Source organism: Pectobacterium fontis (assembly GCF_000803215.1).
In the GTDB taxonomy this organism is placed as follows: domain Bacteria; phylum Pseudomonadota; class Gammaproteobacteria; order Enterobacterales; family Enterobacteriaceae; genus Pectobacterium; species Pectobacterium fontis.
This window is the reverse complement of the sequence record NZ_JSXC01000039.1, coordinates 18,799-33,200: the sequence shown is the minus strand read 5'-3', so window position 1 is coordinate 33,200 and position 14,402 is coordinate 18,799. Positions and strand designations below refer to the sequence as shown.

At 56.8% G+C, this 14,402-nt stretch carries 14 protein-coding genes; 11 read left to right on the top strand and 3 right to left on the bottom strand.

The window, feature by feature from the left end:
* Positions 1-18: 18 nt before the first annotated feature.
* Positions 19-1,605, bottom strand: a complete 1,587-nt coding sequence (locus tag OI69_RS14730) for a gamma-glutamyltransferase family protein (RefSeq protein WP_039351918.1) — start codon at positions 1,603-1,605, stop codon at positions 19-21.
* 199 nt (positions 1,606-1,804) lie between these two features.
* Here OI69_RS14730 and OI69_RS14725 point away from each other — a divergent pair, with 199 nt between their 5' ends.
* The 7 genes from OI69_RS14725 to hpxK all read left to right on the top strand — a co-directional run bounded on the left by OI69_RS14725 (position 1,805) and on the right by hpxK (position 8,656).
* The gene (locus tag OI69_RS14725; protein WP_039351915.1) at positions 1,805-2,644 is read left to right on the top strand and encodes a MurR/RpiR family transcriptional regulator; all 840 of its coding nucleotides are present in this window, start codon (positions 1,805-1,807) and stop codon (positions 2,642-2,644) included.
* Between the two features lie 618 nt (positions 2,645-3,262).
* Complete coding sequence (locus OI69_RS14720; RefSeq protein ID WP_039351980.1) at positions 3,263-4,048, top strand: transporter substrate-binding domain-containing protein; 786 nt, start codon at positions 3,263-3,265, stop codon at positions 4,046-4,048.
* Positions 4,049-4,060: 12 nt separating this feature from the next.
* Positions 4,061-4,726, top strand: a complete 666-nt coding sequence (locus OI69_RS14715) for an amino acid ABC transporter permease (protein WP_039351911.1) — start codon at positions 4,061-4,063, stop codon at positions 4,724-4,726.
* Positions 4,726-5,379 (top strand): amino acid ABC transporter permease, encoded by a 654-nt coding sequence (locus OI69_RS14710; RefSeq protein WP_154715564.1) that lies wholly within the window; start codon positions 4,726-4,728, stop codon positions 5,377-5,379. Before OI69_RS14715 ends, OI69_RS14710 begins: the two co-directional genes overlap by 1 nt.
* Positions 5,360-6,103 (top strand): amino acid ABC transporter ATP-binding protein, encoded by a 744-nt coding sequence (locus tag OI69_RS14705; RefSeq protein WP_039351905.1) that lies wholly within the window; start codon positions 5,360-5,362, stop codon positions 6,101-6,103. Before OI69_RS14710 ends, OI69_RS14705 begins: the two co-directional genes overlap by 20 nt.
* A gap of 49 nt (positions 6,104-6,152) precedes the next feature.
* Positions 6,153-7,397, top strand: a complete 1,245-nt coding sequence (locus OI69_RS14700; protein WP_039351903.1) for a pyridoxal-phosphate-dependent aminotransferase family protein — start codon at positions 6,153-6,155, stop codon at positions 7,395-7,397.
* The gene (hpxK, locus tag OI69_RS14695; RefSeq protein ID WP_039351901.1) at positions 7,394-8,656 is read left to right on the top strand and encodes an allantoate amidohydrolase; all 1,263 of its coding nucleotides are present in this window, start codon (positions 7,394-7,396) and stop codon (positions 8,654-8,656) included. Before OI69_RS14700 ends, hpxK begins: the two co-directional genes overlap by 4 nt.
* Positions 8,657-8,662: 6 nt before the next feature.
* Here hpxK and OI69_RS14690 read toward each other — a convergent pair whose 3' ends face one another.
* A complete protein-coding gene (locus OI69_RS14690; protein WP_039351899.1) occupies positions 8,663-9,430 on the bottom strand; it encodes an amidohydrolase in 768 nt (255 codons plus the stop codon).
* A complete protein-coding gene (locus OI69_RS14685; protein WP_039351897.1) occupies positions 9,418-10,575 on the bottom strand; it encodes a pyridoxal phosphate-dependent aminotransferase in 1,158 nt (385 codons plus the stop codon). The genes OI69_RS14690 and OI69_RS14685 overlap by 13 nt, the downstream gene beginning before the upstream one ends.
* 165 nt (positions 10,576-10,740) lie before the next feature.
* Between OI69_RS14685 and OI69_RS14680 the strand changes: the two genes are divergently transcribed.
* From OI69_RS14680 to cysG, 4 genes are all read left to right on the top strand, one after another.
* Positions 10,741-11,358, top strand: a complete 618-nt coding sequence (locus tag OI69_RS14680) for a methylthioribulose 1-phosphate dehydratase (protein ID WP_039351895.1) — start codon at positions 10,741-10,743, stop codon at positions 11,356-11,358.
* Positions 11,355-12,044: an acireductone synthase gene (mtnC, locus tag OI69_RS14675; protein WP_039351892.1), complete on the top strand. Its 690-nt coding sequence runs from the start codon at positions 11,355-11,357 to the stop codon at positions 12,042-12,044. Before OI69_RS14680 ends, mtnC begins: the two co-directional genes overlap by 4 nt.
* Entirely contained in the window at positions 12,041-12,586 is a 546-nt protein-coding gene (locus tag OI69_RS14670) for a 1,2-dihydroxy-3-keto-5-methylthiopentene dioxygenase (RefSeq protein ID WP_039351890.1), read from the top strand. Before mtnC ends, OI69_RS14670 begins: the two co-directional genes overlap by 4 nt.
* 371 nt (positions 12,587-12,957) lie before the next feature.
* Positions 12,958-14,400 carry a siroheme synthase CysG gene (cysG, locus tag OI69_RS14665; RefSeq protein ID WP_039351889.1) on the top strand — a complete coding sequence of 481 codons (1,443 nt, stop codon included), beginning with the start codon at positions 12,958-12,960 and terminating at the stop codon, positions 14,398-14,400.
* The last annotated feature ends 2 nt before the right edge of the window (positions 14,401-14,402 follow it).

The following is a 14,402-nucleotide window of genomic DNA, read 5'->3' as shown; positions in this document are numbered from 1 at the left end:
CTCCCGGTTGATTCATAGTTAGAAGCCTGCTGCGCTGCCGTTGCTGCGTGGGTCGAAAGCCCCTTCCAGCATGCCGTTGGTGTGCCGCACGATGGCACCCGCGTGGCCGACGGTTTCGCTAAAACTGCTCAATAGTTCGACGTCATGACCCAGTTGGCGCAGTGCGTCCACGGTGGCAGGTTTAAAGCGATCTTCGATCTTCAGGGTGTCGGAGGCCTGTCCCCAGGTTCTGCCCAGCAGCCAGCGCGGCGCGGTAATCGCCTGTTGCAGCGGTAGCCCTTGCTGGACGTGGCGGATAAAGAGAGCCGCCTGCGTCTGAGGTTGCCCGTCACCGCCCATCGATCCATAGACCAGGGTTCGGCCATCGGACAAGCGTGCAGCGGCGGGGTTTAAGGTATGAAAAGGCTGTTTACCCGGCTCTAATGCCAGCAGGTGCATCGGATCGAGGCTGAACGAGGCACCGCGGTTTTGCCACAGCACGCCGGTTCCCGGCAGCACAACGCCACTGCCGAACTCATGATAGATACTTTGAATAAAAGAGACGCACAGGCCGCTGCTATCGCACACCCCCATCCACACCGTATCGCCGGGGCCTTTGCCTTCACCCCACGGTGCGGCTTTACGGGTATCGACCTGCCGCGCCAGTGCGCCAAGCGCATCATTTTCCAGCAGCACCTGAACATCCTGCGTCATATGCTTGGGGTCAGTAATGAAGCGGTCACGCAGGCCAAATGCCAGCTTGGTGGATTCGACAATGCGGTGGATCGTCTGGCTATCGTTCAGATCTTCCATGTCCAGATGGTCGGTTATGCCGAGGATCGCGAGCGACACCAGACCTTGCGTGGGTGGCGCAAGATTGTAGATATCGCCTTTGCTATGTTTCAGCACCAGCGGTGTGGTGCGTTTGGCGCGGTAGTTCGCGAGATCGTCAGCCGTCAGCGGCATCCCGAGTTGTGTCATCTGTGCCGATAGTCGCGCGGCGACGGAACCGCGATAAAAGCTGTCCAGCCCTTCAATGCTCAGTGTCGTCAAGGTATCGGCTAAGTCAGACTGGGTGAAGCGACTGCCCGCTCGCGGGACATGCCCCTGCGGCATAAAGAGTTGGCTGAAGGCAGGGGAATCAATCAGTTCATGATAGCGCTGGGTCAGCGCATCCTCTTGCGATTGCGTGACGGGAATGCCGTCTGCCGCATAGCGAATCGCGTCAGACAGTAAACGAGCGAGCGGTAACGGGGTGCCGCCTAGCTCCTGTGAAAACGTCAGTGCTTCTTGCCAGCCGCCGACGGTGCCCGCGACCGTCAGCGCTGCTTTGGGGCCGCGATGGGGAATGCGGCTTTCCCCTTCATATAGCGCACGGCAGGCCAGCGATCCTGCGGCACCGCTGGCGTCGATGGCGATGGGGTCGCCGTGTGGCGGCACAATCAGCCAGAAGCCGTCGCCGCCGATCCCGTTCATATGTGGATACACCACGGCGATGGTTGCCGCGGCTGCCACCATGGCTTCGATGGCGTTTCCGCCTTCGCGCAGAATCGCCAATGCGCTGGCACTGGCTAAATGATGAGGAGCCACCGCCATGCCCAGCGGGGCGGTATTACTTTGCATCATTTCAGGATTCCTTTTTTATGTAGGGTCAGTGTGAGGTGTTCCATTAACCCTAGCTATAAGCAAACGGCGTTCCAGTTTTTTCATGCGATAGGAAAGTCGATATTCGTACTCGACGGGGTATCTGTATCATCCTGACCATCCTGTGCTATGTTCTGCGCAATGAAACAAATGTTACAGCAAGCGCAATGGACGAGAGACGATGATGCAAATAGATGAACGATTACGGGATCGTTATAGCGAGCTTTCACCGCAGGAACAGCGTGTCGCGGATTTCATCTTCGATCATTTTGACGATTTGATTAGCTATAACAGCGCCGAGCTGGCGCGGCTGAGCGGGGTTTCTAAAGCGACCGTCAGCCGCTTGTTCAAACGCCTGGGCTACCCCAGCTACCGCGACATGCGCGATGAGTTAAGAACGCTGCGCCAGAGCGGGATGCCGCTGGCGGATAACCGTGATGCCGTGCAGGGGAATACGCTGCTGGCGCGGCATTACAAGCAGGAAATGGCGAATCTGACCCAGTGGATTAGCCAGATTGATCCGGTACAGTTTGGTGCCGTGATTCAGGCGCTGATGCAGGCGCAGCGCCTGTGTCTGGTTGGGCTACGCAATAGCTATCCGGTGGCGCTGCACCTGCGCCAACAACTGCTCCAGATTCGTCAACAGGTCACGCTGCTGGCGCAGCCGGGGCAGACCCTTTCCGAAGAACTGGTCGATCTCACGGTTCAGGATGTCGTGATTGTGGTGGCTTTTCGCCGCCGTCCACGCCTGATTCAGCCGCTATTGGCACAATTGCAACAGCGTGACGTGCCTGTGCTGTTATTGTGTGAACCTCAGGTCAATACGCTGATGACGCTGGCAACCTGGTCATTATGCGTCCCGTTGGACAGTGTCTCGGCGTTTGACAGCTATGCCTCCGCCATGAGTCTGGTGAATGTGATCAGCAACGCGTTGCTACATGAGATGCTGCGTGACGGACGCCAGCGCATTCACCAGATCGCGGATCTTTATGGTGAACTGGATGAGCTAGAACAACGATAATGGTGCATTGAGATGGTGCTTATGCACTAATTTGATGCGACGTGTTTGATGTTTGGTACTCTTCTGATGCCCTTATGTGTCATGCCGTCATGTGGGTCTGTCATATAGTCATGCAGATCGTTTCGGGCGTGATAGCACCGGATTATTTTTGTGACACAGCGCCACGCCCGACATAGGGCAGCTCAAACGCCGCTTGCCCTATGAACCCAGGCTTTTTGCGAGGAATCACGCCGCTTCGCGGTACCTTCGGCGTTCATGCCCGCAACCCGGACCGCCAGCGACGCGCTCCCGACGCGGCGCTGACTTTCGCGGCGTCCATGCCGCTCATCCGGCGGTCATGCTCACCTCAGCGTAATTCTTGACGCGAATAACGTATAAAGACCATAAGGTTCAGCCCTGAGTATTACGCGCGACATTTTTCACCGATATCGCATATCCATCCTGTGGTTTAAAAAAACGCTCAGATCCCTCATCATCAATAGCGCAAAAGCGCAAATATAATCTGGCACACTCCTTGCTTACTATCTGTAACGATAGTTTCAATAATTGCTTTTAAAGAATCTTTCGTTTCAATTACACTAACCGGGGGCAGAGACGATGTTGATCAATAAACTGGGCATCAAAAAAGGGTTACTGGCGATGATGGGCGCGGCAATGTTACTGGTTCAGGCCGGTAGCGCAATGGCCGATCAGTTGCAGGATATCGAGAAGCGTGGCGTGTTGCGCGTTGCAGTGCCGCAGGATTTCCCACCGTTTGGATCGGTAGGCACGGATCTGCAACCGCAAGGGTATGACATCGATATCGCCCGCTATCTGGCGAAAGAGATGAAACTAAAGTTGCAACTGGTTCCGGTAACCAGCGCTAACCGCGTGCCGTATCTGCAAACCAACAAAGTCGATCTGGTGATCTCCAGTCTGGGCAAAAATGCCGAGCGTGAAAAAGTGATCGATTTTAGTCGCGCTTATGCGCCGTTCTTTCTCGGTGTATTTGGGCCAAAAGATAGCACGCTGACGTCGTCTGATGCGCTGGAAGGTAAAAGTATTGGCGTGACGCGTGGTGCGGTAGAAGACATGGTGCTGACGGATGTCGCGCCGAAAGCTGCACAGATTAAGCGCTACGAAGATAACAACACCACGCTGTCGGCCTATCTGTCCGGGCAAGTGGAATATGTTGCCACCGGTAACCTGGTGGTTGCCGCGATTGCTGAACAGAACCCGGCTAAAGCACCGGTAGCGAAGTTTATGCTGAAAGATTCGCCGTGCTACATCGGGCTGAAGAAGGATGAGCCAGCGCTGAAAGCGAAAGTCGATGCGTTGATCGAACAGGCGCTGAAAGACAATACGCTCAACGGCCTGTCGGAAAAATGGCTGAAAGCGCCGCTGCCAGACAGCATCAAAGCATAACGGGAGCCTGCCATGACTTATCAGCTTAATTTTTCCGCGCTGTTGCCGTTCTGGCCCGAACTGCTGGCGGGGCTGTGGGTCACGATTGAGCTGACGGTAATGGCAACCCTCGGCGGTATTGCCATCGGTATCTGTGGGGCGGCCTTGCGTTGCGGCAAGCCCACCCTGCTGAGCCGGCTGTGGGGCGTTTATGTCGAACTCATCCGCAATACGCCGTTTGTGGTGCAACTGTTCTTTATCGTGTTCGGCTTGCCGAGTCTGGGCTGGAAACTGACTGCCGGGCAGGCTGCGCTGCTGGCAATGTTGATTAACCTTGGCGCGTACAGCACCGAGATTATCCGTGCCGGAATTCAGGTGACGCCGAAAGGCCAGTGGGAAGCCGCTCGCGTGCTGGGGTTGACGCGAGTGCAGACGTTTCTGCGCGTGATCCTGCCGCCTGCGCTCCAGCGGATTTATCCGGCGCTGGTCAGCCAGTGCATCATCGTCATGCTGGGATCGTCGGTGGTGTCGCAGGTTTCTTATGAAGAACTGACCTTTGCTGCCAACCTGATTCAATCCCGTACCTTTTTGAGCTTTGAAGTGTATCTGGCCACCACGCTGTGTTATCTGGCGCTGTCTGTCCTGATGCGGCAACTCTTACTGCTGGCAGGACGGCGCTTTCTGGGGAGTCAGTCATGATGACATTTACCGACTGGGATATTGTGCGCAATCTGCTGCTGGCGGCGCGCTGGACGCTGCTGCTGTCGCTGACGGCCTTTATCGGCGGCGCGTTGGTGACGTTTCCGCTCATGCTGTTGCGGCTGAGTAAGCGCAAATGGCCAACACGTTTCGTTCAACTGTATTCCGAACTGTTTCAGGGGACGCCGCTGCTGATGCAACTGTTCCTCGCGTTTTTTGGTCTGGCGCTGTTCGGCATCGATGTCAGCCCCTGGGCGGCAGCGGCACTGGCGCTGACCCTATTTACCAGCGCCTTTCTGGTGGATATCTGGTGCGGCAGCGTAGAAGCGTTGCCGAAAGGGCAGTGGGAAGCCTCGCGCTGCCTCGGGCTGGATTTCGGCCAGACGCTCTATCGGGTGATTGCGCCACAGGCGATGCGTATCGCCATTGCACCTACTGTGGGTTTTTCCGTGCAGGTGATTAAAGGCACCGCGTTAGCGTCGATTATCGGGTTCGTCGAACTGACCAAAGCGGGCACCATGCTGAATAACGTGACCTATCAGCCGTTTAAAGTGTTTGGATTGGTGGCGCTGGGCTACTTCCTGATGTGCTATCCGCTCTCTTACTACAGCCGCTATCTGGAGAAGAAATTCAATGCCGCTCATCACCATTAATCAGGTTCAAAAATACTACGGTCAAAACCATGTCCTGAAAGGCGTGGATCTGGATATTGAAATGGGCGAAGTCATTTCGATCATCGGGCGCAGCGGCTCTGGTAAGAGCACGCTACTGCGCTGCATGAACGGGCTGGAAGGCTATCAGGATGGCAGCATTAAGCTGGGCGGGATGACGGTCACCGACAGGGATTCTCAGGCGCGGGAAATCAGCCGTTCGGTCGGCATGGTATTCCAGAACTTCAATCTGTTCCCGCACATGACGGCGCTGGAAAATGTGATGCTGGCACCGCGCCGCGTGCTGGGGAAAAGCGCGGCGGAATGCCGTGAACTTGGCGAGCAGATGCTTAACAAGGTCGGGCTGGGCGAACGCCTGCACTACTATCCCGCCAATTTGTCGGGCGGCCAACAGCAGCGCGTCGCGATTGCCCGTGCATTGGCGATGAACCCCAAAGTCCTGCTGTGTGACGAAATTACCTCGGCACTCGATCCTGAATTAGTCGGTGAAGTGTTGAAGGTGCTGGAACAGCTTGCCGCAGAAGGCATGACGCTGATTCTGGTGACGCATGAAATGAATTTTGCCCGTGAAGTGGGCGACCGCGTGGTGTTTATGCATCAGGGCACCGTCTGGGAACAGGGCGACAGCAAAACGCTGTTTGCCAACCCGCAGACGCCGGAATTGAAACAGTTTATCGCCTCCGTCCGAGGACTGTCAGAAGCGTAATGAGCCTCTTTGCAAGGGGATGAGAAACAAGAATGTGGAGCCTATAACCATGAACAGCGAACTGTACGCGCAAATTAATCCTCCTCATCGCTTATTGATGGGGCCGGGGCCAATCAATGCCGATCCGCGCGTATTACGGGCTATGGCCAGCCAACTGGTTGGTCAGTATGACCCCGCGATGACGAACTACATGAATCAGGTCATGGCGCTCTATCGTCAGCTTTTTCGCACGGAAAACCGCTGGACGATGCTGGTGGATGGCACCTCGCGTGCGGGGATCGAAGCCATTCTGCTGTCGGCGATCCGCCCCGGCGATAAGGTGCTGGTGCCGGTGTTTGGTCGTTTTGGTCATCTACTGTGTGAGATAGCCCGCCGCTGCCGTGCTGAGGTTCATACCATCGAAGTACCGTGGGGTGAGGTGTTCTCGCCAGACCAAATCGAAGAAGCGATCAAGGCGGTACGCCCGCGTCTGTTGCTGACGGTGCAGGGCGACACCTCGACGACCATGCTGCAACCGCTGGAAGAACTGGGTGAGATTTGCCGCCGTCATGGCGTGCTGTTTTATACCGATGCCACCGCCTCTTTTGGCGGTAATCCGCTGGAAACGGATAAATGGGGGTTGGATGCGGTTTCCGCCGGATTGCAGAAGTGCCTCGGCGGGCCGTCCGGTAGTTCACCGATCACGCTGAGCGCACAGATGGAAGCGGTGATCCGCCGCCGTAAATGCGTCGAGCAGGGGATCCGCACGGATGCCCATCAGGACGGTGACGACGAGATGATCTATTCCAACTATTTCGATCTCGGCATGGTGATGGATTATTGGGGGCCGGAACGCCTCAATCACCATACGGAGGCGACGAGTATGCTGTTCGCCGCTCGCGAATGTGCGCGGGTGATCCTCGAAGAAGGGCTGGATCGCAGCATTGCCCGCCATGCGCTGCATGGTAATGCGCTGGTGGCGGGGATTCAGGGAATGGGGCTGGAAACCTTTGGCAATCTTCAACACAAAATGAATAACGTGCTGGGCGTGGTGATCCCTGACGGTGTCCACGGCGAGCAGGTACGTAAGCTGCTGCTGGAAGATTTCGCCATTGAGATTGGCACCTCGTTTGGCCCGCTTCAGGGCAAAATCTGGCGTATCGGCACAATGGGTTATAACGCACGCAAAGACTGTGTGATGCAAACGTTGACGGCGCTGGAAGCGGTACTGAATCGCCTGGGCTTCCGCACAGTACAGGGTGAGGCCTTGCAGGCCGCGTGGAACAGCTACGCCGCGAACGAGGAGCGTGCATGAGTGAACCTCTACTCTCACCTGCTGCTGCACAGGCTGCGGCTGAACAAATTATGCTGCGCTGTGATGCCTTGGCAGAAATCAGCGAAACCCCCGGTCAACTGACTCGCGTTTATCTGTCGCTGGAGCACCTGCGTGCCAACGCGCGGGTAGCGGAATGGATGCGTGAGGCTGGCATGAACGTCTGGCAGGACAGCGTGGGCAATATTTGTGGTCGTTATGAAGCTCTCACGCCGGATGCGCCAGCGCTGCTGCTCGGTTCGCATCTGGATACGGTGCGCAATGCCGGACGATACGATGGCATGTTGGGCGTATTGACGGCGATTGAAGTGGTGCGCGCTTTTCACCTACAGAGCATTCGTTTGCCTGTGGCGCTGGAGATTGTCGGTTTCGGTGATGAAGAAGGCACACGCTTTGGCATTACGCTGCTGGGGAGTCGGGGATTGACGGGCTCCTGGCCGGAAAGCTGGCTGGATTGTCAGGATGCTGAAGGCACCAGCGTGGCACAGGCGTTGACCATTGCCGGGCTGGATCCGCTTCAGATCGCGGAAGCGGCGCGCCCGGTTAGCGATATTGCCGCCTATCTGGAATTACATATCGAACAGGGGCCGTGTCTGGAACAGCAGGATCTGGCGCTGGGGGTCGTGACGGCAATCAACGGTGCGCGACGGCTCAATTGTACCTTCATCGGTCTGGCAGGGCATGCCGGGACGGTGCCGATGACGCAGCGGCAGGATGCGCTGGCGGCGGCGGCAGACTGGATGGCGCAGGCAGAACGTATAACGCGGGAAAGCGATCCTCATCTGGTCGCCACGTTTGGCACGTTGCAGTGTTTGCCGGGCGCAGCGAATGTCATCCCCGGTGAGGTGAGAATGACGTTGGATATTCGCGGGCCAGAAGATGCACCGCTGGATGCGCTACTGGAGAAACTTTTGACGCTGGGACGGGATATCGCGCACCAGCGCGGCTGCCAGTTCAGTGCCGAAGAGTATTATCGTATTGCGGCAACCCGCTGCGACCCGGCATTGCAGTCGAGATTAAACGAGGCTGTGACGCAGATTCAGGGGAAAACGCTGCTGCTGCCAAGCGGTGCAGGACATGACGCCATTGCGATTGCCGAACGCTGGCCGGTAGCCATGCTGTTTGTTCGCTGCCGTGGCGGTATCAGTCACCATCCCGATGAATCTGTTATTACCGCGGATGTGGCGTTGGCGCTACAGGCGTTCTATCAGGCGGTGCGCCAATACGCGCCTGTACAGTAACGCCCCCTACAGCGTAAACCGATCGGCGTCGCGCCAGGCGGGGAAGGATTCCCGGTAGCTTTGTAGCGCTTCCAGCGACAGCTCGGCGTCCAGACAGGCGGGTTGGTTGGGGGTGGCAGAGGCCAGAATTTCCCCTTGCGGATTAATAATCAGGCTGTCACCACGGTAGCTGTGACCGTTGCCGTCGGTGCCGACGCGGTTACAGCCAGCGACATAGGCCTGATTTTCAATTGCGCGTGCCGCCAGCAGCGTCTGCCAGTGGGCGGCGCGTGGTGCTGGCCAGTTGGCAACATACAGCGCCAGATCGTAATCCTGACGGTTGCGCGACCAGACTGGGAAACGCAGGTCGTAGCAGATCATCGGGCAGATGCGCCAGCCGCGCCACTCGATGATGAGCCGTTCTGTACCTGCCTGATAGTGCTGGTGTTCATCCGCCATGCGGAACAGGTGGCGTTTATCGTAGTGGTACACCTCGCCATGCGGATCGACCAGCAGGAAACGGTTTACCGCGCCTTTTGGTGTATTCACCGCGACGCTGCCGCCGATCAGTGCATTGGTTTTTTGCGCCCACTGGTGCAGCCACGCTTCTACTATGGCCTGATCCAGACTGCCTTTGGCGGCTTCCATCGCAAAACCGGTAGTGAACATCTCCGGCAGTACGATCACATCTCGTTCGCTCATCTTCACCAATAAGGTGTCGAAGTGGCGCAGATTGGCTTCCCCATCGCGCCACACCAGCGGTTGTTGCAGCAATGACATCGTTAAAGTCGACATAAACGCTCCGCAGCGGCATCCAACGTGGCTTCCTGTTTGGCAAAGCATAGTCGAATCAACGTATGGGGGAACGGGTCGGCGCAAAAGACGGACAGCGGAATGGCGGCCACGCCAACATGTTCGGTCAGCCAGCGGCAGAAGCTGACATCGTCCAGATCGGAAATCGCCCGATAGTCTGCCAGCAGGAAGTAAGTCCCTTCGCAGGGCAGAATCTCGAAACGGCTACCCGCCAGCGCATTGATGAAGCGATCGCGTTTGGCGCGGTAAAAAGCGGGCAGTTCACGCCAGTGTTGCGGCTGTTCACGCAACATATCGGCAATGGCGAACTGCGCGGGCGTGTTCACTGAGAACGTCAGATACTGGTGAACCTTCCGTACTTCAGCGCTTAGCAGCGCAGGTGCGACACAGTAGCCGACTTTCCAACCGGTCATATGGAAGGTTTTACCAAACGATGAGACGGCGATGGCGCGCTGGCGCAGTGACGGGTGTGCCAGCACGCTAGCGTGTCCTTCACTGTCGAAACAGATGTGCTCGTAGACTTCATCGCTCAGCACGAAAATGTCACGCGTGGCAATCGCCTGCCACAGTTGCTCAAGATCCGCTTTCGGCCAGACGGTCGCAGAGGGGTTATGTGGTGTATTGATAATCACCAGCCGGGTGCGATCGCTCAGCACGTCGGCAAAATGTGACCAGTCCACGCGAAATGCGGGCGGCTGCAACGCGATGCGCTTGAGCACGCCACCCGCCAGCGTAACGGCAGGCGCATAGCTGTCATAGCTGGGATCGAAACAGATCACTTCATCACCGGGACGTACCAGCGCCGCAATGGCGGCAAACAGCGCTTCGGTTGCCCCGGCGGTCACGGTCACTTCGCTATCGGCATCCGGTCGCCAGCCGTACAGCTCTGCGGTTTTTTCGGCAATCACCTGACGCAGCGGCGCGACGCCAGTCATCGGCGCATATTGGTTGGCCCCCTGACTAACGTGATACGCCAACCGTTGTTGTAAATAGTCGGGGCCATCAAAATCAGGGAAACCTTGTGATAGATTGATCGCCTGATGTTGCTGAGCCAGTGCGCTCATTTGGGTAAAAATCGTGGTGCCCAGCGAAGGCAGTTTACTGTCGGGGATTAGCGCGGCGCTCATAGCGGATAGGACTCCTGCAAGCCTGTATTGCTTGGTAATATAACATGCTGCTAGTATTTGGCAATCAAGACGCTTGGACGTTTAAACGGCTAAATTCTTTTGCGTACTAAGACATAACCAAAAGTTCTACGTCGGTAGAAAACTAGACCAGAAACAGGAAGCCTCATGACGGAAAATCAACAATTGACGGCGCTGCTTGCGGCCTGCCACTGGATCGGCGAAAAGGGCTGGTGTCCGGCGACGGGCGGTAACATGTCCGTGCGCCTCGATGAAGCGAACTGTCTGATTACCGAATCGGGTAAAGACAAAGGCAGCCTTCAGGCAGAGGATTTCCTGCTGGTGGAGATTGCCACAAACCATGTGCCGAGCGGCCGCACGCCGTCGGCGGAAACCGGGCTACACACGCTGCTGTATCGTCGTGAACCAACGATTGGCGCGGTGCTGCACACGCACTCGGTGAACGCGACGGTGTTGTCTCGGGTAGAGAAGGGTGCCGAACTGGTGCTGCACGGCTATGAAATGCAAAAGTCGCTGGCGGGGCAGACCACCCATTTGGATCGCGTGGCGATCCCGATTTTCGATAACGAGCAGGATATTCCGGCGCTGGCGCAGCGGGTCACCGAGTACGCCAGCCACACGCCGCTACGTTACGGCTTTCTGGTGCGTGGCCACGGTCTTTACTGCTGGGGGGCGACGGTGAAAGACGCGCGTCGTCATCTGGAAGGGCTGGAGTTCCTGTTCCAGTGCGAATTACAACGCCGGCTGCTGGAGGCAAAAGCATGATTAAGGCCATTGTGACCGATATTGAAGGCACCACCAGCGATATCCGCTTTGTTCACCGCGTGCTGTTTCCTTATGCGCGTGAGCGTCTGGCGGATACGGTGCGACAGCATGACCGCGATCCTGAGATCGCGCAGGCGCTGAACGCGTTGCGTCAGGAACTGGGTCAGCCTGAGGCGGATAACGATACGCTGATTACTGCACTGAACCAGTTTATGGATGAAGACCGTAAATCCACCGCGCTGAAATTGCTACAAGGCATTATCTGGCGCGTGGGCTACCGTCACGGTGATTTTCAGGGGCATCTGTACCCTGAAGTCGCCGCGCAGCTTGCCGCATGGCAGCAGCAGGGCATTCGCCTGTATGTTTACTCGTCAGGTTCGGTAGAAGCGCAGCAGTTGCTATTTGGTTACAGCAACGCGGGGGATCTGCGCCCGCTGTTCAGCGACTATTTCGATACCCGCGTCGGGGCGAAGCGCGAGACTGAGGCGTATCGCACGATTGCGCATGCCATCGGGCTACCTGCTGAACAACTGCTGTTTCTGTCGGATATTCGTCAGGAACTGGATGCCGCGCAGGAGGCTGGCTGGCACACCTGTCAGCTTATTCGTGATGACGCGGATAACCTAAGCCGTCACCGTCAGGTGGCACGTTTTGACCAGATCGACTTACCGGAGTATGCCCAATGAGTGGATTAACCATTTTTAGTGACAGCGATGCAGGCCAGCCGATTTGGCAAAGTCAGGATGCCGATGCGATCCAGAAGCAACTGAACGAGATCGGCGTACGTTTTGAACGCTGGGAAGCCAGCCAGAAACTGAGCGATGTGCCGTCGTCTGAAGAGGTGCTGGCGGCTTATCAGCATGAAATTGATAAGCTGGTGGCAGAAAAAGGCTATCAGAGCTGGGATGTGATCAGCATGCGGTCGGATAACCCACAGCGTGCTGAACTGCGCACCAAGTTTTTATCCGAGCATGTCCACCACGAAGATGAAGTGCGCTTTTTTGTGGAAGGCGCGGGGCTGTTTTGCCTGCACCTGAACGGCAAGATTTACCAGATCCTGTGTGAAAAGAACGATCTGCTGTCCGTCCCCGCAGGCACGGCGCACTGGTTTGATATGGGGCCGGAGCCGCATTTCACCGCTATCCGCCTGTTTGATAACCCGGAAGGTTGGGTCGCGCATTTTACCGGCGATAAGATCGCGGATGCGTATCCGAAACTGGAACGTTAACGGAGTGGTCTCGTGCGCGGTGGGGGCTGAGAACGTGATGGATGAATCATCGTCTATGCCATGCCGCGCTGAATGTGTTTTTCTGGCGTCGTAATTGGATCGCAACCTGTGGGCATGATGCTGCTGTTACTGCATCGTGCTCCAGATCATTTTCTTGTCGAAAGTGGTGACGTGAGTCGAACCCGCTCCTATCGATAGTGCGGTTGATACCACGCAAACGGTCAATAAGCTATGCCGCCGCGGCTTCCCTTGCAGTTGTAAACGGGGTGTTATTCCATTACGGAACTTGTCATTCCAATTCGGCATTTCATAAGTGCTCTATCTGCACCGTATAGTCTTATTATCTATTTTTTTGCTTAGTTAAGGCGATTGTGAACTATCTCCCTATATTTGCCGATCTTCGTCAGCGTCCGGTACTGGTTGTTGGCGGTGGCGAGGTTGCTACCCGCAAAATCGATCTACTGCAACGCGCGGGTGCGGAGATAAAAATTGTCGCGCAAACGCTGGCGGAACCGTTGGTTGCGCAGCATCAGGCGGGTCAGGTTGACTGGCTGGCGCAATCTTTTACGCCAGAACTGTTATCCGGCGTGTTTTTGGTGATTGCCGCCACGGACGACGCCGAACTGAATGCGATGGTGTTTGCAGAGGCGAACCGGCGTCATTTGCTGGTGAACGTGGTGGACGATCAGCCCAAGTGCTCGTTTATTTTCCCCTCGATTGTTGATCGTTCTCCGCTGGTGGTGGCGATTTCCTCCGGGGGTCAGGCTCCCGTGCTGGCGCGTCTGCTGCGTGAAAAGCTGGAATCATTACTTCCCGCCAGTTTGGGCACGATGGCGAACATCGCCGGAAGCTGGCGTGACAGAATTAAAACCCGACTGCATTCGATGTCGGCACGTCGTCGTTTTTGGGAGCGGCTGTTTGTCGGGCGCTTTGCGTCGCTGGTTTCTGCCGGGCAATTGGCGCAGGCCGAAGACGAATTACAACAACAGCTTACGCTCCAACAAGAGGAACAACAGCAGCCTGCCGCGACACGCGGTGAGGTCGCGCTGGTTGGCGCAGGCCCCGGCGATGCCGGATTGCTGACGCTGCGTGGGTTACAGGTGATGCAACAGGCGGATGTGGTGCTATATGATCATCTGGTCAGCGCCGATGTGCTGGATCTGGTGCGCCGTGATGCCGAACGTATCTGCGTCGGGAAACGCGCCAGCGCGCATTCGTTGCCGCAGGATGAGATTAACCAGCTACTGGTGACGCTGGCGCAGGAAGGTAAGCGGGTAGTGCGTTTGAAAGGCGGCGACCCCTTCATTTTTGGCCGCGGTGGTGAAGAACTGCAAGCGGTGGCGCAGGCCGGGATTTCGTTTCAGGTGGTGCCCGGCGTCACGGCGGCGGCAGGCGTGACGGCGTATGCGGGGATTCCGTTAACGCACCGTGATTATGCACAGAGCGTGACTTTCATTACTGGACATTGTCGCCCAGACGGTGACGCGCTGGACTGGTCAACGCTAGCGCGTGAGCGTCAGACGTTGGCGATTTATATGGGAACGATGAAGGCCGCGGAGATTGCGCAGCAGCTTATCGCGCACGGTCGCTCATCACAGACCCCTGTCGCGGTAATCAGCCGCGGCACCCGACACGATCAGTTGGTACAAATTGGTACGCTGCAAGAGTTAGAACATTTGGCACGGCACGCGCCAACCCCGGCGCTGCTGGTAATTGGCGAGGTGGTGGATTTACATCATCAGATTGCCTGGTTTGGTCAGACACCGCCGACGGTGCCGCAAGATAGCCGCCCAGCGGTAGTAAACTTGGCTTAAGG